General features: G+C 65.8%; 21 protein-coding genes. 19 read left to right on the top strand and 2 right to left on the bottom strand.

Annotated features, from left to right (window positions below):
* The 3 genes from APZ15_RS14060 to APZ15_RS14050 are packed head-to-tail and all read left to right on the top strand — an operon-like array spanning window position 1 to window position 2,765.
* On the top strand, window positions 1-885 hold the full coding sequence (locus tag APZ15_RS14060; protein WP_027787229.1) for a peptidoglycan DD-metalloendopeptidase family protein: 885 nt from the start codon (window positions 1-3) through the stop codon (window positions 883-885).
* 11 nt (window positions 886-896) lie between these two features.
* Window positions 897-1,985, top strand: a complete 1,089-nt coding sequence (gene rpoS, locus APZ15_RS14055) for an RNA polymerase sigma factor RpoS (protein WP_027787230.1) — start codon at window positions 897-899, stop codon at window positions 1,983-1,985.
* Window positions 1,986-1,988: 3 nt separating this feature from the next.
* Window positions 1,989-2,765, top strand: coding sequence for a 3'-5' exonuclease (locus tag APZ15_RS14050; protein WP_021163110.1), 777 nt, complete (start codon window positions 1,989-1,991; stop codon window positions 2,763-2,765).
* Window positions 2,766-2,795: 30 nt separating this feature from the next.
* On the opposite strand, the gene APZ15_RS14045 is transcribed toward APZ15_RS14050, so the two are convergent.
* Window positions 2,796-3,650 (bottom strand): endonuclease/exonuclease/phosphatase family protein, encoded by an 855-nt coding sequence (locus APZ15_RS14045; RefSeq protein WP_027787231.1) that lies wholly within the window; start codon window positions 3,648-3,650, stop codon window positions 2,796-2,798.
* Between the two features lie 151 nt (window positions 3,651-3,801).
* Between APZ15_RS14045 and rlmD the strand changes: the two genes are divergently transcribed.
* Complete coding sequence (rlmD, locus tag APZ15_RS14040) at window positions 3,802-5,256, top strand: 23S rRNA (uracil(1939)-C(5))-methyltransferase RlmD (RefSeq protein ID WP_034195763.1); 1,455 nt, start codon at window positions 3,802-3,804, stop codon at window positions 5,254-5,256.
* Between the two features lie 65 nt (window positions 5,257-5,321).
* On the opposite strand, the gene APZ15_RS14035 is transcribed toward rlmD, so the two are convergent.
* Window positions 5,322-6,020, bottom strand: coding sequence for a Bax inhibitor-1/YccA family protein (locus tag APZ15_RS14035; protein ID WP_006761414.1), 699 nt, complete (start codon window positions 6,018-6,020; stop codon window positions 5,322-5,324).
* A 249-nt stretch (window positions 6,021-6,269) separates the two neighbouring features.
* On the opposite strand from APZ15_RS14035, the gene ndk reads away from it, so the two are divergent.
* From ndk to APZ15_RS13960, 15 genes are all read left to right on the top strand, one after another.
* Window positions 6,270-6,695: a nucleoside-diphosphate kinase gene (gene ndk / locus APZ15_RS14030; protein ID WP_011352265.1), complete on the top strand. Its 426-nt coding sequence runs from the start codon at window positions 6,270-6,272 to the stop codon at window positions 6,693-6,695.
* Window positions 6,696-6,750: 55 nt separating this feature from the next.
* A complete protein-coding gene (rlmN, locus tag APZ15_RS14025) occupies window positions 6,751-7,890 on the top strand; it encodes a dual-specificity RNA methyltransferase RlmN (protein ID WP_027787233.1) in 1,140 nt (379 codons plus the stop codon).
* Window positions 7,891-8,055: 165 nt separating this feature from the next.
* The gene (locus APZ15_RS14020; protein WP_027787234.1) at window positions 8,056-9,084 is read left to right on the top strand and encodes a helix-turn-helix domain-containing protein; all 1,029 of its coding nucleotides are present in this window, start codon (window positions 8,056-8,058) and stop codon (window positions 9,082-9,084) included.
* A 112-nt stretch (window positions 9,085-9,196) separates the two neighbouring features.
* Window positions 9,197-10,501 (top strand): flavodoxin-dependent (E)-4-hydroxy-3-methylbut-2-enyl-diphosphate synthase, encoded by a 1,305-nt coding sequence (gene ispG / locus APZ15_RS14015; protein ID WP_027787235.1) that lies wholly within the window; start codon window positions 9,197-9,199, stop codon window positions 10,499-10,501.
* A 16-nt stretch (window positions 10,502-10,517) separates the two neighbouring features.
* A complete protein-coding gene (hisS, locus tag APZ15_RS14010; RefSeq protein WP_027787236.1) occupies window positions 10,518-11,858 on the top strand; it encodes a histidine--tRNA ligase in 1,341 nt (446 codons plus the stop codon).
* Window positions 11,859-11,913: 55 nt separating this feature from the next.
* Entirely contained in the window at window positions 11,914-12,543 is a 630-nt protein-coding gene (locus tag APZ15_RS14005) for a tetratricopeptide repeat protein (protein ID WP_027787237.1), read from the top strand.
* 41 nt (window positions 12,544-12,584) lie between these two features.
* The gene (gene bamB / locus APZ15_RS14000) at window positions 12,585-13,730 is read left to right on the top strand and encodes an outer membrane protein assembly factor BamB (protein ID WP_027787238.1); all 1,146 of its coding nucleotides are present in this window, start codon (window positions 12,585-12,587) and stop codon (window positions 13,728-13,730) included.
* A gap of 247 nt (window positions 13,731-13,977) precedes the next feature.
* Window positions 13,978-15,315 (top strand): ribosome biogenesis GTPase Der, encoded by a 1,338-nt coding sequence (gene der, locus APZ15_RS13995; RefSeq protein ID WP_027787239.1) that lies wholly within the window; start codon window positions 13,978-13,980, stop codon window positions 15,313-15,315.
* Between the two features lie 155 nt (window positions 15,316-15,470).
* A complete protein-coding gene (hfq, locus tag APZ15_RS13990) occupies window positions 15,471-15,710 on the top strand; it encodes an RNA chaperone Hfq (RefSeq protein ID WP_006399927.1) in 240 nt (79 codons plus the stop codon).
* A gap of 72 nt (window positions 15,711-15,782) precedes the next feature.
* Window positions 15,783-16,958 carry a GTPase HflX gene (gene hflX / locus APZ15_RS13985; protein ID WP_027787240.1) on the top strand — a complete coding sequence of 392 codons (1,176 nt, stop codon included), beginning with the start codon at window positions 15,783-15,785 and terminating at the stop codon, window positions 16,956-16,958.
* A 47-nt stretch (window positions 16,959-17,005) separates the two neighbouring features.
* Complete coding sequence (hflK, locus tag APZ15_RS13980; RefSeq protein WP_021163120.1) at window positions 17,006-18,346, top strand: FtsH protease activity modulator HflK; 1,341 nt, start codon at window positions 17,006-17,008, stop codon at window positions 18,344-18,346.
* Window positions 18,347-18,361: 15 nt separating this feature from the next.
* Window positions 18,362-19,261, top strand: a complete 900-nt coding sequence (gene hflC, locus APZ15_RS13975; protein WP_027787241.1) for a protease modulator HflC — start codon at window positions 18,362-18,364, stop codon at window positions 19,259-19,261.
* A 36-nt stretch (window positions 19,262-19,297) separates the two neighbouring features.
* Window positions 19,298-19,489 carry a DUF2065 domain-containing protein gene (locus APZ15_RS13970; protein WP_011352254.1) on the top strand — a complete coding sequence of 64 codons (192 nt, stop codon included), beginning with the start codon at window positions 19,298-19,300 and terminating at the stop codon, window positions 19,487-19,489.
* Window positions 19,490-19,592: 103 nt separating this feature from the next.
* A complete protein-coding gene (locus tag APZ15_RS13965; protein WP_027787242.1) occupies window positions 19,593-20,741 on the top strand; it encodes an ATP phosphoribosyltransferase regulatory subunit in 1,149 nt (382 codons plus the stop codon).
* Between the two features lie 113 nt (window positions 20,742-20,854).
* Window positions 20,855-22,201, top strand: a complete 1,347-nt coding sequence (locus APZ15_RS13960) for an adenylosuccinate synthase (RefSeq protein ID WP_011352252.1) — start codon at window positions 20,855-20,857, stop codon at window positions 22,199-22,201.
* The last annotated feature ends 2 nt before the right edge of the window (window positions 22,202-22,203 follow it).

Below are 22,203 nucleotides of genomic sequence, written 5' to 3'. Positions count from 1 at the left end.
ATGAGTATGTTGCGCGCGATGCAAAACAACCGTTCCAGGGAACCGCTCACGCTCGCCCAGCGCGCGATCTGCGTAGCTGCGTTCTCCACGCTACTGGCCGCCTGTGCGACGCGGCTCGACAACGCGCCCGTCGTCGATCGCTCCGGTTCGCTCGGCACGACTGCCGCCGCGCAGCCCGCGGTACCGCTTCCGCCGGCGCCGCCGGGTTACTACCGGGTAAAGCCGGGCGACACGCTATACCGGATCGCACTCGAAAACGGGCAGAACTATCGCGACATCGCCGCGTGGAACAACCTGGCGAACCCGAATCAGATCGAAGTCGACCAGCTGCTGCGCGTGTCGCCGCAGGCCGGTGCCGCTGTCGCGGGCACCCAGGTCGCCGCGCCGATCGGGGGCGCCGCCGTCGCTACCGCGCCGCTCAGTAGCGGCCCGGCAACGCCGGCTGCCGGTACGTCGTCGGTCGCGCCGCCGCCCGCCGCGGCAGCCGCATCGAGCGACACGGCAGCTGCACCGAGCGGCCCCGTGACGTTTGCGTGGCCGGCGCGCGGCCCCGTGCTGAACGGGTTCGACGACGCGAAGAACAAGGGCGTCAATATCGGCGGTACGGCCGGCGAGGCCGTGAAAGCGGCAGCCGATGGCCGCGTCGTCTATTCCGGCAATGGCCTGCGTGGCTACGGCAACCTCATTATCATCAAACACGATGCAACTTACCTCACGGCGTATGCACACAATCGCGCTTTGATGGTAAAAGAGGGGGACGCGGTGACGAAGGGGCAGAAGATCGCCGAGATGGGTAACAGCGACTCCGACCGCGTGATGCTGCATTTCGAGGTTCGCCGGCAGGGTAAGCCTGTCGATCCGCTGAAGTATTTGCCGCCTCAATAACCGAGACGACCATGCCGAAATCGAAGCGCCACGAGCCGCAAGCCGAGTCTGAGAAGATCAGTCGTGCCACGCAAGCATCGGTGGGGCGAGCAGGTGCTTCGACGGACGACGAAGACGACAACGCGGATAACGAACGCGATCTCGAGGCGCGCGACGCCGAGGCGGACGGTGGCGACGACGAGCGCGAAGGCCGGGCCGAGGCGTCGCCCGACGTCGACGATTTCCGCACGCTGCTGCAGGCCGAACTGACGGCCGACACGATCCAGCATTACCTGAACCGCATCAGCGTGAAGCCGCTGCTCACCGTCGAGGAGGAGCAGCGCTATTCGCGTCTGGCCAAGGCCGGTGAATTCGAGGCGCGGCAGGTGATGATCGAGCGCAACCTGCGCCTCGTCGTCAGCATCGCGAAGGGATACCTGAACCGTGGCGTGCCACTGCTCGACCTGATCGAGGAAGGCAACCTCGGCCTGATGCATGCGATCGAAAAATTCGACCCGACGCGCGGCTTCCGTTTTTCGACCTACGCGACGTGGTGGATCCGCCAGAGCATCGAGCGGGCGATCATGAACCAGGCCCGCACGGTCCGCCTGCCCGTGCACGTGATCCGCGAACTGAACCAGGTGCTGCGCGCGAAGCGCCACCTCGAAAAGAATTCGATGTCGACGGGCGAAGCGGCCGAGCGCCGCGAAGCCAGCATCGACGACATCGCCTATCTCACCGGCAAGACCGCCGAGGAAGTCACCGACATCCTCGCGCTCAACGAGCACACGGCGTCGCTCGACGCGCCGCTCGACCTCGATCCCGCGAGCAGCCTGCTCGACCTGTTGCCCGACGACCAGAGCCAGTCGCCCGACGCCGAAGTGCAGCACCGCGAACTCGAGACGCTCACTCGCGCGTGGCTGTCGCGGCTGTCCGACAAGCACCGCCACGTGATCGAGCGCCGCTTCGGCCTGAATCACATCGAACCGGCGACGCTCGAGGAGCTGGCCGACGAGATGGGGCTCACGCGCGAGCGCGTGCGCCAGATCCAGCAGGAAGCGCTGGTGCGCCTCAAGCGGTTTTTCGCCTCCAACGGCGTGCGCAAGGACGCCGTTCTGTAACTGATGACTCCGATTCTTGTTTTTGACATCGAGACGATTCCCGATGTCGACGGCATTCGCCGTCTGGAAGACCTGCCCGCGACGCTCGACGATGCCGCGGTGGCCGAACATGCGTTCGCCGCGCGCCGCGAGAAGACCGGTGGCGATTTCCTGCCGCACCACCTGCAGCGCATCGCGGCGATCTCGTGTGTGTTCCGTGACAACAACGGGTTTCGCGTACGCTCGCTCGGCACGCCGCAGGACAACGAAGCCACGCTGATCCAGTCGTTCTACCGCGTGATCGAGAAATACACGCCGCAGCTCGTGTCGTGGAACGGCGGTGGCTTCGATCTGCCGGTGCTCCATTACCGCGCGCTCGTGCACGGCATTCCCGCGACCCGCTACTGGGATCTCGGCGAGGACGACCGCGAATTCAAGTGGAACAATTACATCTCGCGCTATCACTCGCGGCATACCGACCTGATGGATGTGCTCGCGATGTATCAGGCGCGCGCGAACGCGCCGCTCGACGCACTCGCCAAGATGTGCGGCTTTCCGGGCAAGCTCGGGATGGACGGCAGCCAGGTGTGGCCGGCGTTCCTGGACGGACGGATCGAGGAAATCCGCAACTATTGCGAAACCGACGTCGTCAATACCTACCTGCTGTATTGCCGGTTCCAGTTGATGCGCGGCGGCCTGACGCCGAGCGAGTATGCGGACGAGATCCTGCTCGTGAAGAACTCGCTTGCGCAGGAGCCGGCGTCGCACTGGGCCGAATACCTCGCCGGCTTCACCGCGTAGCGCAGGCGGGGTGCGCCGAGGCCGGCGCGATCAATCGAGTTCGAGCAGCACCGGCTGGTGATCCGATGCGCGGACGTCGCCGTCGATTTCGCAGCGCATCACGTGCGGCAGCAGCGTATCGGTCACGAATACGAAGTCGCACGCGAGCGGCCCCTCCGACCATTGCACCGTATCGTAGACACCTGCCGTCGGCGGCGGCGTGCGGCCGGGGTGCCGGGCGACCCATGCGTCGACGAAGCGCGGCGCGTCTGCGATCGGCGCCAGGAATCGACAATAGGCATCGCTGCCGAACGCGCTGTTGAAATCGCCGCAGACGATCGCATCGCACGGCTGGCCGGTCGTGCTGAACGGCCCCTCGGCAGTTTCGGCGGGCGCTGGTCGTGCCGCGTGTGCGCAGGCCTCGCGGTGCCGGTCGCGCAGTGCGTCGACCTGAGCGAGCCGCTGGCGCGCCGAATAGTATTCCAGATGCGTGGTGACCACGCGCAGCGGCCCGAAGGGCGCCTGCAGCTCGACGTCGAGCGCGACGCGCGGCATCGACGGCGCACCGGCGTCGGCCGGCCACGGCAGCAACTGGCGGAGCACGCGCCCGACCGGCAGCCGGGTCGCGATCGCATTGCCGAACTGGCGACGCGGTGCGCCGGCTTCGATCGGCGGCAGGTCGGCGCCGATCGCTTCGACGATCGTATGGCCGGGCAGCAGCGCCGCGAGTTCGGCGAACTGGTCGGCGCCGGGCCGGCCGGGCAATGCGCCGAAGCCGCGCGTGACCTCCTGCAGGCACAGCACGTCGAAGTCGCCGAGCCCGCGGATCGCCGCGACGGCGCGCGAAAGATCGACGACGCCGTCCGCGTCCCGACCCCATTGGATGTTCCAGTCGATCAGTCGCATGGTCGAAACTCCTGCCGGGCGGATTCCAGGCCCGGGGGCACCCGCTCGGCTTCGCAGCGCCCGCCCGGGCGTGTTGTGTGCCTGGGCATTCCGGCGCAATGCCGTGCGGTCTATGCTCAAGTATGGACGCCTGCCTCATGCAAAGCGGGCGATGCGGGCCTTCGTCGTCTACAATCTCGCCTTCTTCAACGTTTGTCAGGAAAAGCTGGTGTCCGAAGCCGTCCCCACTTCTGCGCGCAAATCAAGAAATGCGCCCGTCGCGCCCGGAATCGCCCCGGTTCTCGAGATCGAATCGCTCGACATGGAAGCGCGCGGTGTCGGCCGCACGATTACCGAGGACGGCGAGCCGGGCAAGGTCATCTTCGTCGAGGGCGCGCTGCCGGGTGAGCGCGTGACCTATTCGAGCTTCCGCCGCAAGCCGAGCTACGAGCAGGCGACGGTTGTCGACATTCTGCGCCCGAGCGTGATGCGTACGAAGCCGAAATGCGCATTCTTCGGCACCTGCGGTGGCTGCTCGATGCAGCATCTCGACATGCGCGCACAGGTGGCGGTCAAGCAGCGCGTGCTCGAAGACAACCTGTGGCACCTGGCGAAGCTGCGCGCGGAAACGATGTTCGCGCCGATCCACGGCCCGTCGTGGGGCTATCGCTACCGCGCACGCCTGACCGTGCGCAACGTTGCGAAGAAGGGCGGCGTGCTGGTCGGATTCCATGAGAAGAAGAGCAGCTACGTGGCCGACATGACGAGCTGCGAAGTGCTGCCGCCGCACGTGTCGGCGATGCTGGTGCCGCTGCGCCGGCTCGTCGAGGGGCTGTCGATTCGCGATCGGATGCCGCAGATCGAACTCGCGGTCGGCTCGGAAGTCACGGCGCTCGTGCTGCGTGTGCTGGAACCGATCAACACGGACGACGAAGCGCTGCTGCGCGCGTTCGCGGACGAGCACAAGGTGCAGTTCTGGCTGCAGCCGAAGGGCCCCGATACGGTGACGCCGTTCTATCCGCTCGACGTGTCGCTCGATTACACGTTGCCGGAATTCGGTATCCGCATGCCGTTCAAGCCGACCGACTTCACGCAGGTCAATCATCAGATCAACCGCGTGCTGGTGGGCCGTGCGCTGCGCCTGCTCGCGCCGTCGCGCGACGACCGCGTGCTCGACCTGTTCTGCGGGATCGGCAACTTCACGCTGCCGCTCGCGCGGCTGTCGCGCGAGGTGATGGGCATCGAGGGCAGCGACACGCTGACGACGCGCGCGCTGGCGAATGCGCGCGAAAACGGTGTCGACGGTCACACGACGTTCGCGTGCCGGAACCTGTTCGAAGTGACGGGCGACGACATCCGTGCGCTCGGCGCATTCGACAAGTTCCTGATCGACCCGCCGCGCGAAGGCGCGCTCGCGGTATCGAAGGCGCTGGCCGAGATCGCGCAGAGCGGTGAAGGCCCGCTGCCGAAGCGCATCGTCTATGTGTCGTGCAACCCGTCGACGCTGGCGCGCGACGCGGGCCTGCTCGTGCACGAGGCCGGCTACCGCCTGAAGGGCGCCGGTGTCGTGAACATGTTCCCGAATACGTCGCACGTCGAATCGATCGCACTGTTCGAGCGCGACTGAGTTCCGGGCGGCGGACGAAAAAAAACCGGCCCGCGGGCCGGTTTTTTCATGATGCGTGGCGAACGTCAGTTGCGGTTGCCGCCGAAGATGCCGAGCAGCGCGAGCAGGTTCGTGAACACGTTGTACAGGTCGAGGTAGATCGCGAGCGTCGCCGAGATGTAGTTCGTCTCGCCGCCGTTCACGACGCGCTGGACGTCGAACAGCATGTAGGCGGAGAAGATCGCGATCGCGAGTACCGACACGGTGAGCATCAGCGCCGGGAGTTGCAGGAAGATGTTCGCGACCGATGCAAGCAGGATGACGATCACGCCCATGAACAGCCACTTGCCGAGCCCCGAGAAATCACGCTTGCTGACGGTGGCGATCGTCGCCATCGCGGCAAAGATGATGCCGGTGCCGCCGAACGCAAGCATGATCAGCGACGGGCCGTTCGAGAAGCCGAGGATGAAGCTCAGCAGCCGCGACAGCATCAGGCCCATGAAGAACGTGAAGCCGAGCAGCACGAACACGCCGGCCGCGCTGTTTTTCGTCCGCTCGATCGCGAACATGAAGCCGAACGCGATCGCGAAGAACGCGAGCAGGCTCATCATCGGGCTCGTGGCCGCGAACAGCGAGAAGCCCGTCGCGACGCCGACCCAGGCGCCCAGCACGGTCGGCACCATCGACAGCGCGAGCAGCCAGTACGTGTTCCGCAGCACGCGGTTGCGAACCTCGGCGGTGCTGACGGAACCGCCGCGGCCGAAATTGTACGGATAGTCGTTCATGGTTTCTCCTAACATTGAACGCGTGGGCGTCCGGGGCCGGTTCGGCGCGCGCGGTGTGCGGCGCAGCAAACCGGAGCAGCTATGGCTAAGATACGTTCCGTGCCGGGAGGTTTCAATGGCCGGGCGGCACAAAACATATGGATTCTGAACCTTTCATGCGTGTAAGGGTTCAATCGCAATGATACACGGGATCGTGCTACAATAGCGGATTCATTTGAACCTGTAACTTCTTAATTTCTTGGAGTTTTTATGGCAATCGAGCGCACCCTGTCGATCATCAAGCCGGATGCGGTGGCAAAGAACGTGATCGGCCAGATCTACAGCCGTTTCGAAGGCGCCGGCCTGAAGATCGTCGCATCGCGCATGGCACATCTGTCGCGTGCTGACGCAGAGAAGTTCTACGCGGTTCACGCAGCGCGTCCGTTCTTCAAGGACCTCGTCGATTTCATGATCTCGGGCCCGGTGATGATCCAGGTTCTGGAAGGTGAAGGCGCGATCCTGAAGAACCGCGACCTGATGGGCGCAACGGATCCGAAGAAGGCGGAAAAGGGCACGATCCGCGCCGACTTTGCAGACAGCATCGACGCGAACGCCGTGCACGGCTCGGACGCTGCGGAAACGGCAGCGGTCGAAGTCGCGTTCTTCTTCCCGGAAATGAACGTTTACTCGCGCTAAGCCCTGGCTGGCAGCAAGTAGGCAGGATTCAGCGCACGCGGCAAGGCAGCACATCATGACGAGCGAAACTTCCGTCAATCTTCTCGACTTCGATGCCGAGGGTCTTGTCGCGTACTGCGGCAGCCTTGGCGAGAAGCCGTTCCGCGCCAAGCAGTTGCAGCGCTGGATCCACCAGTACAACGCTGGCGATTTCGACGGCATGACCGATCTTGCGAAGTCCTTGAGAGAGAAGCTCAAGGGCCGCGCGTCGATCGTCATGCCCGAGATCGCCAGCGATCACGTTTCCACCGACGGCACGCGCAAGTGGCTGATCGACGTCGGAAACGGCAATGCGGTCGAAACCGTGTTCATCCCGGAAGAGACGCGCGGCACGCTGTGCGTGTCGTCGCAGGCCGGGTGTGCGGTGAACTGCCGCTTCTGTTCGACGGGCAAGCAGGGTTTTTCCCGCAACCTGTCGACAGCCGAAATCATCGGCCAGCTACGGATGGCCGAATTTGCATTGCGAGCGTCGCTGGGTCGCGCACCCGGCCCGAACGGCAAGGCCGAGCGGGTCGTCACCAACGTGGTGATGATGGGCATGGGCGAGCCGCTGTTGAATTACAGCGCGGTCGTGCCGGCCATGCGGCTGATGCTCGACGACAACGCGTACGGCCTGTCGCGCCGCCGCGTCACGCTGTCCACGTCCGGCGTGGTGCCGATGATGGACCGCCTTGGCGCCGAGTTGCCGGTCGCGCTGGCCGTTTCGCTGCACGCGCCCAACGATGCGCTGCGCGACGAGCTGGTGCCGCTCAACAAGAAGTATCCGCTGCGCGAGCTGATGGCGGCTTGCCAGCGCTACCTGAAAGTCGCGCCGCGCGACTTCATTACTTTCGAATACTGCATGCTGGACGGCGTCAACGACACCGAAGCGCATGCACGCGAACTGCTGGCCGTCACGCGCGACGTGCCGTGCAAGTTCAATCTGATCCCGTTCAATCCGTTTCCGGAATCGGGCCTCATCCGCTCGAAACCGGAGCAGATCAAGCGCTTTGCGCAGGTCCTCATCGACGCGGGTGTCGTCACGACCGTGCGCAAGACGCGCGGCGATGACATCGATGCCGCGTGCGGCCAGCTGGCCGGCGCAGTGAAGGATCGCACGCGCCTCGCGGAACGAACGGGCGCAGCAGGGAAAATCATCGAGGTTCGGGCGATTTGACAGGGGCGCCTGGCCGGGGATGCCAGCGCCTTTGGAGCGGTACAACACGCGAATAGCGATCGGTCGCGGCGCCACGGCGTCGCGCATGGTATGGACAGTTGCGGGTGCCGGCCGGCGGGAACCGGTGGCGGCCGCCAGTGAAGAAGAATCGACGCGAGGACAAGGATGAGTGAGCCGCAGCCGTCTAACGGCGCAGAGACGAATGGCGCGAAGCCGGCACCGGCAGGGTTGGAATCGCTTGCGGCGGTCGGCAGCCGACTGGCGCAGCTTCGGGAGGCAAGAGGATGGACCGTCGACGACGTGTCGGCGCGACTCAAGGTCGCACCGCAGAAGCTCCGGGCGCTCGAGGCGGGTGACATCAGTCATTTGCCCGGCGTGACGTTTGCACTCGGCGTCGTACGCAGCTACGCGAAGATGCTCGGCGTCGATCCGGAACCGTTCGCGCAGGCGTTGCGCCGTGAGCGCGGGGTGCCGGAAGTCGACCTGTCGATGCCCGCGTCGTCGGGGACGGATCTGCCGCGCGGCCGCGTGTCGATTCCGCTGGGCGGATCGTCGCGGCATCATCCGTGGCTGTGGGGCACGGCGATCGTCGTCGTCGCGGTGGTCGCCGTACTGATGTGGCACACTGGCGGCGATTCGTCGAGCCTGCTCGCGCGTTTCAAGAGCGGCGACGCGGAGCATGCGTCGGCCGCGAGCGTGCCGGCGGCGGCATCCTCGTCAACCGTTGAAGAAGCGGCCTCGAGCGGGGCGGCTGCCGTGGTCGCGAATGAGGTTCCGGCCCCGGCTGCTGCATCTGCTGCGCCGGCACCGGTTATTGCGTCGGCAGCTCCGGCGCCCGCGCCGGTGGCGCCGGCCGTGACGGCCGCCGCATCGCAGCCTGTCGTGGCGACGACGGCGGCAAGCGCTGCCGCGCCGGCTCAGCCGGCGAGCGTCGCGGTCGCGGCCGGCCAGTCGATGGTCGAACTGAAGGTCAAGCAGGACAGCTGGTTCAGCGTGCGCGACAAGAGCGGCAAGGAACTGTTCTCCGGGCTGGTGCGTGGCGGCGAGGCGAAGCAGGTCGCGGGCGACGGCCCGTTCAAGGTCACGATCGGCAACAAGGCGGGCCTCGACACCGTTGCGTTCGACGGAAAACCCGTCGATCCGGCAAAATATTCGGCAGCGCGGGGTAACGTGGCGCGGTTCACGTTGCCCTGACGTCAAGCGCCGTGGCGAAGGCCTGTCGTCGATATCGGCAGGCCGTGAGGGCACGGCGCTTTTTCAATTCATGCGCCGCGTCGCGGCGCATTCCGCGTAAATGGATCTATCGATGCAATCCGAAGCTCAATCCCCACGCAGCAGTCAGATTTGTTCAACCGAGCCGGTGTTCGGCGGGCATCAGCCGCGCCGCGTATCGCATGCGGTGGATGTCCGCTGGGGCGGGCAGCTCGTGACGATCGGCGGCGACGCGCCGGTGCGCGTGCAGTCGATGACGAATACCGACACGGCCGACGCGATCGGCACGGCAATCCAGATCAAGGAACTCGCGAACGCGGGCTCCGAACTGGTGCGCATCACGGTCAACACGCCCGAGGCCGCGGCCGCCGTGCCGGCGATCCGCGAGCAACTCGACCGCATGGGCGTGACCGTGCCGCTCGTCGGCGATTTCCACTACAACGGCCACCTGCTGCTGCGTGACTACCCGGGCTGCGCCGAGTCGCTGTCGAAGTACCGGATCAACCCGGGCAACGTCGGCCAGGGCGCGAAGCGCGATACGCAGTTCGCGCAGATGATCGAGGCCGCGGCCAAGTACGACAAGCCGGTACGGATCGGCGTGAACTGGGGCAGTCTCGATCAGGATCTGCTCGCGCGCATGATGGACGAGAACGGTGCGCGTTCGCAGCCGTGGGATGCGCAGAGCGTGATGTATGAGGCGCTGATCCAGTCGGCGATCGGCTCGGCCGAGCGCGCGGTCGAACTGGGCCTCGGCCGCGACCGTATCGTGCTGTCGTGCAAGGTCAGCGGCGTGCAGGACCTGATTGCCGTGTACCGCGAACTCGGCCGCCGCTGCGGCTTCGCGCTGCACCTCGGGCTGACCGAGGCCGGCATGGGCTCGAAGGGCATCGTGGCTTCGACGGCTGCACTCGGCGTGCTGCTGCAGGAAGGGATCGGCGACACGATCCGCATCTCGCTGACGCCGGAGCCGGGCGCATCGCGCACGGGCGAGGTGATCGTCGGCCAGGAAATCCTCCAGACGATGGGCCTGCGCTCGTTCGCACCGATGGTGATCGCGTGCCCGGGCTGCGGCCGTACGACGAGCACGCTGTTCCAGGAGCTCGCGATGCAGATCCAGACCTACCTGCGTGAACAGATGCCGGTCTGGCGCAAGGAGTATCCGGGCGTCGAGAAGATGAACGTCGCGGTGATGGGTTGCATCGTCAACGGCCCGGGCGAATCGAAGCACGCAAACATCGGCATCAGCCTGCCGGGTTCGGGCGAGAACCCGGCCGCGCCCGTCTTCATCGACGGCGAGAAGGTCAAGACGCTGCGCGGCGAGCGGATCGCCGAGGAATTCCAGCAGATCGTCAGCGACTACGTTGCACGCAATTACGGCCGTACCGAGGCCCTGAACTAATTCGTCCACACACACGATGACTGAACAAAAACGCAAGATCGAGAAGCTCACCGGCGTCAAGGGCATGAACGACATCCTCCCGCAGGATGCCGGCCTTTGGGAGTTCTTCGAAGCCACCGTGAAATCGCTGCTGCGCGCATACGGCTACCAGAACATCCGCACGCCGATCGTCGAGCACACGCAGCTCTTCACGCGCGGTATCGGCGAGGTCACGGACATCGTCGAGAAGGAGATGTACAGCTTCACCGACGCGCTGAACGGCGAGAACCTGACGATGCGCCCGGAAAATACCGCGGCCGTGGTGCGTGCGTCGATCGAGCACAACATGCTGTACGACGGCCCGAAGCGCCTGTGGTACATCGGCCCGATGTTCCGTCACGAGCGTCCGCAGCGCGGCCGCTATCGCCAGTTCCACCAGGTCGGCGTCGAGGCGCTCGGCTTCGCGGGCCCCGATGCGGATGCCGAGATCATCATGATGTGCCAGCGCCTGTGGGATGACCTCGGCCTGACCGGCATCAAGCTCGAGATCAACTCGCTCGGCCTCGCCGAAGAGCGTGCCGCGCACCGTGTCGAACTGATCAAGTACCTCGAGCAGTTCGCCGACGTGCTCGACGAGGATGCGAAGCGCCGTCTGTATACGAACCCGCTGCGCGTGCTCGACACGAAGAATCCCGCGCTGCAGGAAATCGCGCAGAACGCGCCGAAGCTGATTGACTTCCTCGGCGAAGAATCGCGCGCACACTTCGAAGGGCTGCAGCGCCTGCTGCTCGCGAACAACATCCCGTTCAAGATCAACCCGCGTCTCGTGCGTGGTCTCGACTATTACAACCTGACCGTGTTCGAGTGGGTGACCGACAAGCTCGGCGCGCAGGGCACGGTCGCGGCCGGCGGCCGCTACGATCCGCTGATCGAGCAGCTCGGCGGCAAGCCGACCGCGGCGTGCGGCTGGGCGATGGGCATCGAGCGGATCCTCGAACTGCTGAAGGAAGAAGATCTCGCGCCCGAGCAGGAAGGCGTCGACGTGTACGTCGTGCACCAGGGCGAGACCGCGCGCGAACAGGCGTTCATCGCGGCCGAGCGCCTGCGCGATACGGGCCTCGACGTGATCTTCCACTGCAGCGCGGACGGCGCGCCGGCGAGCTTCAAGTCGCAAATGAAACGGGCCGACGCCAGTGGCGCCGCGTTCGCGGTGATCTTCGGCGAAGAGGAGGTTGCGAACGGTACGGTGGGCGTGAAGGCGCTGCGCGGTGCGGGCGGAGACGGGGAAAAGAACGTTCAGCAGACCGTACCGGTCGAAGGCTTGACCGAATTCCTAATCAATGCGATGGTTGCATCCGCCGAAGACGGCGACGACTGATCGCGCTGGCATCCGCTCGACAAGAAAGGCCTGAACAGGAAGGAATCGCTCGCCGATGAGTTATCACGACGAACAAGAATCGATTGAAAGTCTGAAGGCGTGGTGGGCCCGCTGGGGCAACCTCACCACGTGGATCGTGCTCGCGGCGCTCGTCGTCGCGGCCGGTTTCAATGGCTGGAACTACTGGCAGCGCCGTCAGGCTGCCGAGGCGTCCGGGCTGTACGAACAGGTCCAGAAGGCTGCCGCCGCGAACGACAAGGCGACGATGGCTCGCGCGGCCGCCGACATGGAAGACAAGTTCGGCAGCACGCCGTATGCACAGATGACGGCGCTTTCCGCCGCGAAGACGCTGTACGCGGCCGGTGACACGGCAGGTGCGAAGGCGCAACTGCAATGGGCCGTCGATCACGCCAAGGATGACGAGTACAAGCAGATCGCGAAGCTGCGCCTCGCGTCGCTGCTGCTCGACGAGAAGGCGTACGACGCGGGCCTCGCGCTGCTGTCGGGTACGCCGGTCGATGCATTCAAGGGCCTCGTGGCCGATCGCCGCGGCGATCTGCTTGCCGCGCAAGGCAAGACCGACGACGCGCGCGCCGCATACAAGCTCGCGCTCGACGGCCTGTCGAAGGACGACCAGTCTGCCCGCCAGCTCGTGCAGTTCAAGCTGGACGCGCTCGGCGGCTGAACCCCGGTCCCCTCAACCTCTTAACTCTGCTTCGCTAACCGATGAATTTGCTGAAACGTTACGCTGTGCCCGTTGCCTGCGCGGCGGCTGTCCTCGCATTGGCGGCCTGCTCGTCGTCGAAGGACGCGCGCCGCGTGCCGACGCCGCTCACCGAGTTCAAGCCCGTGATGGACGTGCAACAGGTCTGGAAGGCGAGCGTCGGCAAGGGCGGGCGCTACCTGTTCTCGCCGGTGGCCGTGGGCGACGCCGTCTATGCGGCGGGCGAAAACGGTTCGGTGGAGAAGATCGACGCGAAGACGGGCCAGACGGTCTGGCGCGCGAAGGTCGGCTCCGACCTGTCGGCCGGTGTCGGCAGCGACGGCAACCTGACCGCGGTCGGCGCGCTGAAGGGCGGCGTGTTCGTACTGGGCCCGGACGGCAAGCAACTGTGGAAGACCAGCGTGCAGGGCGAGATCTTCTCGCCGCCGCTCGTCGGCAACGGCCTGGTGATCGTCCGCACGATCGACGGCCAGGTGGTCGCGTTCAACGCGCAGACGGGCGAGCAGAAGTGGAACTACCGCAACCGCGCGGTGCCGCTGAACCTGCGTGTGTCGGCCGGCATGACGTTCGCCGGTGACGCGGCGGTGCTGGCGGGTTTCCCCGGCGGCGGGCTGGTCGCGATCAACCTGCAGACGGGCGAGCCGTTCTGGCAGACGCCGGTGTCGTTCCCGAAGGGCGTGACCGAGGTCGAGCGCATCAACGACGTCAGCGGCCCGCCGACGCTCGTGGGCGCGGAAGCCTGCGCGGTGACGTTCCAGGGTCAGCTCGGCTGCTTCGATGCGAACTCGGGGCGCCCGCTGTGGGAAAAGCCGTTCTCGAGCCGCAGCGGCCTCGCGCAGGACGACTCGGTCGTTGCCGGCGGCGACGACTGGTCGGTCGTGACCGCGTACGATGCCGCTTCGGGCAACCAGCTCTGGCGCAACGACAAGCTGAAGAGCCGCGACGTCGGCGTGCCGTACCTGCTCGGGCACGCGGTCGTGATGGGCGATTACAAGGGCTTCGTGCACTTCCTGTCGCGCGAAGACGGCAGCTTCATCGCGCGGATGAAGACCGACGGCAGCGCGATCACGGCGGCGCCGGTCCTCGCGGGCAATACGCTCGTCGTGCAGACGAAGGACGGCGGCCTGTACGGATTCCGTCCGCGCTGACGCGCAGGAAACATGCGCGGCCGCGGCGCGACGGGCTTGTCCCGCGCGCCGTGGTCGCGCGACTTGAAGGCGGCCGGTGCTCCCGGCCGCTCGGTATTTGAAAGGCAGTTCGAGACGAAAGACGACGGCGCGCATCGCGCGCCAGGCGCGCGCATCCGGCGCGGCGCGAATTCGTGATATTTTCATTCAGCGCAGCCGCCCGCAGCAGCGGGCCTCCCGCTGCTGCGCTTCACCGTAGAAAACACAGATGAAACCGGTCATTGCCCTCGTTGGGCGCCCCAATGTGGGGAAATCCACGCTGTTCAACCGGCTCACGCGTTCGCGTGATGCGCTGGTCGCCGACTTGCCCGGCCTGACGCGCGATCGCCATTACGGCGAAGGGCGCGTCGGCGAGCGGCCGTACCTGGTCGTCGATACGGGCGGCTTCGAGCCCGTCGCGAAGGACGGCATCCTGCACGAGATGGCGCGCCAGACGCGCCAGGCCGTCGAGGAAGCCGACGTCGTCGTGTTCATCGTCGACGGCCGCAACGGGCTCGCGCCGCAGGACAAGTCGATCGCCGACTACCTGCGCAAGACCGGCCGGCCGATCTTCCTGGTCGTCAACAAGGCCGAGGGGATGAAGTACACGGCGGTCGCGACCGACTTCTACGAGCTCGGGCTCGGCGATCCGCGCGCGATCTCGGCCGCGCACGGCGACGGCGTGACCGACATGATCAACGAGGCGCTGGAGGTCGCGTACGCGGACCGGCCGGCGGAAGAGGACGACAACGATCCGTCGCGCGGCATCAAGATCGCGATCGTCGGCCGCCCGAACGTCGGCAAGTCGACGCTCGTCAACGCGCTGATCGGCGAGGATCGCGTGATCGCGTTCGACATGCCGGGCACGACGCGCGATTCGATCTACGTCGACTTCGAGCGTAACGGCAAGAAATACACGCTGATCGACACGGCCGGCCTGCGACGCCGCGGCAAGGTGTTCGAGGCGATCGAGAAGTTCTCGGTCGTGAAGACCCTGCAGTCGATCTCCGACGCGAACGTTGTCATTCTTCTGCTGGATGCACAGCAGGACATTTCCGACCAGGACGCGCACATCGCCGGCTTCGTCGTCGAACAGGGTCGCGCGCTCGTGATCGGCGTCAACAAGTGGGACGGGCTCGACGAGCATGCGCGCGATCGGGCGAAAGCGGATTTGACCCGCAAGCTGAAATTCCTCGACTTCGCGAAATCGCACTTCATTTCTGCCACGAAGAAGACCGGCATCGGCACGCTGATGCGCTCGGTCGACGACGCGTACGCGGCGGCAATGGCGAAGCTGCCGACGCCGAAGCTCACGCGCGCGCTGATCGAGGCAGTCGAGTTCCAGCAGCCGCGCCGTCGCGGCCCGGTGCGTCCGAAGCTGCGCTACGCGCACCAGGGCGGCCAGAATCCGCCGATCATCGTCATCCACGGCAACGCGCTCGACGCCGTGACGGAAACGTACAAGCGTTACCTGGAAAACCGGTTCCGCGAAACTTTCTCACTGACAGGGACTCCATTGCGCATAGAGTTCCGTTCGTCGAACAATCCGTACGCGGACAAGAGCTGAAGCACGCCTGTTACACGCGTTACACAAGGGGTAGGCCGCACGGCCTATGCCCCGGGTGGGCCAGGCAAAATCGGCTATAGTGTAGCGATTGGCGCCGGATCTCTTTTTCTTCGCCGCCAATCCAGATCAACCTGCAAAAAAAGATGGAGTACGCCATGAGCAACAAAGGGCAATTGTTACAAGACCCGTTTTTGAACGCACTGCGCAAAGAGCACGTTCCCGTTTCGATCTACCTCGTCAATGGCATCAAGCTTCAAGGGAACATTGAATCGTTCGACCAGTACGTCGTGTTGCTCCGTAATACGGTGACCCAGATGGTGTACAAGCACGCCATCTCGACGGTCGTGCCGGCGCGCCCGGTGAATTTCCACCCGGACGCGGAAGCCTCGTCCTAACCTATCGCAGCGGCCGGCATCCGGTCGCCGCGAGCGACCGATGCCAGCCGCCTTATCTTGACACCTGAAAATTTGATCAACGCAGCGCTCGTCGGCATCGATTTCGGCAAGACCGATTTCGAAGCCAGTCTCGAAGAACTCAGTCTTCTCGCCTCCAGTGCGGGGGCCCGTCCCGCCGTCACCCTCACGGGTCGTCGCTCCAGTCCCGATGCCAAGATGTTCATCGGCAGCGGCAAAGCCGAAGAACTCCGGCTCGCCTGCGACGCGCACAACGTCGAAATCGTCATCTTCAATCACGCATTGGCGCCGGCCCAGCAACGTAATCTGGAGCAGGCACTTAACAGGCGTGTGGTCGATCGCACCAGCCTCATCCTCGACATCTTCGCGCAGCGCGCCCGTAGCCACGAAGGCAAGCTGCAGGTCGAGCTCGCGCAGCTCCAGTACCTGTCGACGCGACTCATTCGCGCGTGGACCCACCTCGAACGGCAGAAGGGTGGTATCGGCCTGCGCGGCCCTGGCGAAACCCAGCTCGAAACCGACCGCCGGCTGATCGGCGAACGCATCAAGATGCTGAAGTCGCGGTTGGACCGGCTGCGCCGGCAACACAGCACGCAACGCCGGCAACGCGCGCGCAGCGGCACGATGTCGGTGTCGCTGGTCGGCTATACGAACGCGGGCAAGTCGACGCTGTTCAATGCGCTGACGAAAGCGCAGGCCTATGCGGCCGACCAGCTGTTCGCCACGCTCGACACCACGTCGCGGCGCGTGTACCTCGGCGACGAGGTCGGCCAGATCGTCGTGTCGGATACGGTCGGGTTCATCCGCGAGTTGCCTCACCAGCTGGTCGCCGCATTCCGCGCGACCCTCGAGGAAACGATTCACGCGGATCTGCTGCTGCACGTGGTCGATGCATCGAGCGCGGTCAGGCTCGAACAGATCGAGCAGGTCAACGGCGTGCTGCACGAGATCGGCGCGGACACGATCCGGCAGGTACTGGTGTTCAACAAGATCGACGCCGTGCCTGAGCTGGCGGCCCGCGGCGACGCGGTCGAGCGGGACGAGTATGGTAATATTTCGCGCGTCTTTTTGAGCGCGCGCACCGGTCAGGGTCTTGACGCGTTGCGTGCCGCCATCGCCGAAATCGCCTCCGCGGAACACCTTTCCGGCGCGACGTTACCCGACGGCGCGCTCGACGGCGCCCCCGCTGAACCACACGAAGACCACACGATTTCCGAACACGGGCGCTAACCGGTCCCGGCCGGTTCGCCGGCGTCTAATCTGGTGAACAAACTCTGGTGAACGAATACAACGAGCGGAGTACCTGGCGGCGGATGCGCGCCTTGCTGTCGATCAACGATCCCCGCTGGGGACGCGGCGAAGGCAATGGCAAAGACGGATCCCGTCCCCGTGCGAACGAATCGAAGCGTCCGCAAGGCGGCGACGGCGATGGTCCGCCCGATCTCGACGAGATGTGGCGCAACTTCAACCGGCGCCTGAACGGCCTTTTCGGCGGCAAGGGCGGCAACGGTTTTCGTCCTGACAACGGGCGAGCCGCGCGAGTCGGCGTAGGCATCGTGATCGGCGTGCTGGTCGCGGTCTACGCGGGCAGCGGGCTGTTCGTCGTGCAGGAAGGCCAGACAGGCGTCGTGCTGCAGCTCGGCAAACTGTCGGGTACGGTCGGTCAGGGCGTGCACTGGCGCGCGCCGTATCCGTTCGCGTCGCACGAGATCGTCGACACGTCGCAGGTCCGCTCGATCGAGATCGGCCGCAACAACGTCGTGCGCCTCGCGAACGTGAAGGAAGCCGCGATGCTGACGCGCGATGCCGATATTGTCGACGTGCGCTTCATCGTCCAGTACCGGATCCGTTCCGCGACCGATTACCTGTTCCGCAGCGTCGATCCGGAGCGCAGCGTGTCGCAGGCCGCGCAGGCTGCGGTGCGTGCGATCGTCGGTACGCGCAGCGCCGCCGACGTGCTGAACCAGGACCGCGACGCGCTGCGCGAGCAGCTTTCCACCGCGATCCAGCGCGATCTCGATCGCTACCAGTCGGGACTCGAGGTGACGGCCGTCACGATGCAGAGCGTTGCGGCGCCCGAGCAGACGCAGGCCGCGTACGGCGAAGTCGCCAAGGCGCGCGACGAGCGCGAGGCCGCGAAGCGTGCCGCGCAGGCGTATGCAAACGACCTGCTGCCGAAGGCGCAGGGCGATGCCGCGAAGCTCGTCGACGAAGCAAAGGCGTATGCCGATCGCGTGGTCACGGAAGCCGAAGGCGATGCCGACCGCTTCAAGCAGGTCTATGCGCAGTACTCGAAGGCGCCTGCGGTGATCCGTGAGCGGATGTATCTCGAGACGATGCAGGAAATCTATTCCAACTCGACGAAGGTGTTCGTCGGCAACAAGGGCGGCAACAGCGTCGTGTACCTGCCGCTCGACAAGCTCGTCGAGCAGGGGCGGCAAAACGCCGCGGCGTCCACGGGGGCATCCGCACCCGATGCGGCGTCGGCACCGGCGGCCGTCGCGCCGGCGGTAGCGGCGCCCGCGAGTGCGGCGTCGGCTGCGGCAGCGTCGGGCAACGACGTGCTGCGATCGCGCGAGGCGTTTCGCAGCCGGTCGCGCGAAGACGATCTGAAGTAACGGAGAGCGCAGAACATGAACCGAATCATTGCGCTCGTCGTCGCAATAGTGATCGTTGCCTTTGCGGCATCCTCGACAGTCCTTACCGTCGATCCGCGCCATGCGGCCGTGCTGTCGGGGCGCGACGGCGCCCAGCCTGAACTGGCGGGGCCCGGCATCCATTTCAAATTGCCGCCGCCGCTGCAGACGGCGACGCTGATCGACACGCGGCTGCAATCGCTCGAGTCGTCGGATCCGCTGCAACTGGCGACGGAAGACAAGCACGATCTGCTCGTCGCCTATGCGGTGAAGTACCGGATCGGCGATCCGATGAAGTATTTCACGGCGACGGGGGGCGACCCGGCGGCAGCCAGCGAACGGCTGGCCGGCGCACTGAAGGGCGCACTCGGCGACGCGTTCGGCAAGCGTGCGCTCGACGATGCGCTTGGCGGCCAGCGTGCGATCGCCGATGCGGCCCGCGACGAAGTGAAGGCAAAGGCGTCCGGTTTCGGCGTCGACGTGGTCGACGTCCAGCTGACGCGCGTCGACTTGCCCGCCGCGCAAACCGATGCCGTCTATCAGCGGATGATCGGCGCACTGCGCGATCAGGCCGCGCAGGTGCGTGCGCAAGGCGCGGCCGACGTCGAGCAGATCAAGGCCGACGCCGAACGCGAACAGCAGGCCGTGCTCGCGAACGCGTACAAGTCCGCGCAGACGATCAAGGGCGAGGGCGACGCGAAGGCCGCGACGATCGCTGCCGATGCGTTCGGCCGCGATCCGCAGTTCTATCAGTTCTACGCGAGCCTGCAGGCTTACCGGAACACGTTCAAGCGCAACGACATCATCGTCGTCGATCCCGACAGCGAGTTCTTCCGCTTCATGCGCAGCCCGACGGGCGGTGCCGCACCGGCGGCGGCTGCTCCCCGCAAACACTGACCTTGGGGCGCCGCGTCGAGCGGCGCCGTCGCTCGCATGGACCTGGCTGGCTCGTTGTTGCTCGCAGTAGCGCTGATGCTGATCATCGAGGGGGCGTTCCCCTTCGTGTTTCCCGTCGCCTGGCGCGACACGTTTCGTAGAATAGCTGAGCGGCCGCCGCATCATATCCGGATCGGCGGGCTGATCGTGATGGTGCTCGGGCTCATACTGTTGCTGCTCGCCACCTGATCCGGACGGCGCATCCGCCGTCCGTCCCGCCCGAATTCAGAATTTCCGATTCACATCGCGGCGCGCGTGGTCGCGCGCTGTTTCCCGTCGTAGGACCGTACCGATGTCGACCTGGTTACTTCCCGAGAATATCGCCGACGTGCTGCCGTCGGAAGCGCGCAAGATCGAGGAGCTGCGCCGCAGGCTGCTCGACCGCTTCCGTTCGTATGGCTACGAAATGGTGATGCCGCCGTTGCTCGAGTATCTCGAGTCGCTGCTGACGAGCGGCGGCGCCGACCTGCGCCTGCGCACCTTCAAGCTGGTCGACCAGCTGTCGGGCCGTACGCTCGGCCTGCGCGCGGACATCACGCCGCAGGTCGCGCGGATCGACGCGCACCTGTTGAACCGCCAGGGCGTGACGCGCCTTTGCTATGCGGGCCACGTGATGCATACGCGTCCGCGCGGCCTGCACGCGACGCGCGAGCAGATCCAGATCGGCGCCGAAATCTACGGGCATGCCGGGCTGGAAGCCGACCTCGAGATCCAGCAACTCATGCTCGATGCGCTGCATCTCGCAGGCCTGTCGCGCATCCGTCTCGACCTCGGCCACGCGGGCGTGCTCGCGGCGCTGCTGGCGCGCGACGCGCAGGCCGCGGAGCGTGGCGAGTCGCTGTACGACGCGCTGTCGGGCAAGGACGTGCCGCTGCTGAACGAACTGACCGACGATCTCGGCGCCGATACGCGCGCCGCGCTGCGCGCGCTGCCGCACCTCTATGGCGACGCGAGCGTGCTCGCCGAGGCGCGGACGCGGTTGCCGGTGCTGCCCGAAATCACGCGGGCGCTCGACGATCTGGCGCAACTCGCGGCGCAGGCGAAGGGTGCCGAAGTGGCGATCGATCTGGGCGATCTGCGCGGCTACGCGTATCACAGCGGCGCGATGTTCAGCGCCTACATCGACGGCGTGCCGAACGCGATCGCACGCGGCGGCCGCTACGACCACGTCGGCCAGGCGTATGGTCGCGCGCGTCCGGCCACCGGCTTCTCGCTCGACCTGCGCGAGCTCGCCCGGATTTCGCCGGTCGAGGCTCGCGGTACCGCGATTCTCGCGCCGTGGGCGCAGGACGACGCGCTGAGCGCGGCCGTTTCGGCGCTGCGCGATGCGGGCGAGGTCGTGATCCAGGCGCTGCCGGGCCACGATCACGTGCTTGACGAGTTCGCCTGCGACCGGTCGCTCGTCGAGCGCAACGGCGCATGGGTGGTCGAACCCCGATAAAGAGGCGTTCGCGGGACGTGCTTCGGCGTGCATATCGTTGAAGCGAAACGGAAAAATTCGGAATCGCCCGCGAACATAGGTAGAATACGTTTTTAACCAGCTAACGAATCAACATGTCTGCCAGCGCAGTGAACGTGACTCCCGGGCGCAATGTCGTCGTCGTGGGAACGCAATGGGGTGATGAAGGCAAGGGCAAGATCGTCGACTGGCTGACGGACCACGCTCAGGGCGTCGTGCGTTTCCAGGGCGGTCACAACGCCGGCCACACCCTCATCATCGGCGGCAAGAAAACGATCTTGCGCCTCATTCCGTCGGGCATCATGCGTGAAGGCGTCGCCTGCTACATCGGCAACGGCGTCGTCCTGTCCCCCGAAGCACTGTTCAAGGAAATCGGCGAGCTGGAAGAGGCCGGCGTGAACGTGCGCGACCGCCTGTTCATTTCCGAAGCGACGACGCTGATCCTGCCGTACCACATCGCAATCGACCAGGCGCGCGAAGCGCGCAAGGGCGCGGGCAAGATCGGCACGACGGGTCGCGGCATCGGCCCCGCGTACGAAGACAAGGTCGGCCGCCGCGCGCTGCGCGTGCAGGACCTGTTCGACGCGAAGACCTTCGCCGACCGCCTGCGCGAAAACCTCGATTTCCACAACTTCGTGCTGACCCAGTACCTGGGCGGCGCGGCCGTCGATTTCCAGGCGACGCTCGACACGATGCTCGGTTATGCCGACCGCCTGAAGCCGATGGTGGCCGACGTGTCGCGCCGCCTGTACGACGCGAACAATGCGGGCCAGAACCTGCTGTTCGAAGGCGCACAAGGCACGCTGCTCGACATCGATCACGGCACCTATCCGTTCGTCACGTCGAGCAACTGCGTCGCAGGTGCGGCGTCGGCCGGCGCGGGCGTGGGCCCGCAGAAGCTCAACTACATCCTCGGCATCACGAAGGCGTATTGCACGCGCGTCGGCTCGGGCCCGTTCCCGAGCGAACTGTACGATGCGGACAACCCGCAGCGTCAGGACCAGGTCGGCGTCACGCTCGCGAACGTCGGCAAGGAATTCGGTTCGGTCACCGGCCGTCCGCGCCGCACGGGCTGGCTCGACGCGGCCGCGCTGCGCCGCTCGATCCAGATCAACGGCGTGTCGGGCCTGTGCATGACGAAGCTCGACGTGCTCGACGGCCTCGACGAAGTCAAGCTGTGCGTCGGCTACAAGATCGACGGCAAGGATGCGGACATCCTGCCGCGCGGTGCCGCCGACGTGGCCCGTTGCGAGCCCGTATACGAAACGTTTGCCGGCTGGAAGGAAAGCACGGTCGGCATCAAGACGTGGGAAGCGCTGCCGGCGAACGCCCAGGCTTACCTGACCCGCGTCCAGGAAGTGGCCGGTGTGCCGGTCGACATGGTATCGACGGGCCCGGACCGCGACGAAACGATCCTGCTCCGCCATCCGTTCAAGGTGTAACC

The sequence above is a fragment of the Burkholderia cepacia ATCC 25416 genome (assembly GCF_001411495.1).
Lineage (GTDB): Bacteria > Pseudomonadota > Gammaproteobacteria > Burkholderiales > Burkholderiaceae > Burkholderia > Burkholderia cepacia.
This window is presented reverse-complemented; position numbering and strand designations above follow the sequence as displayed.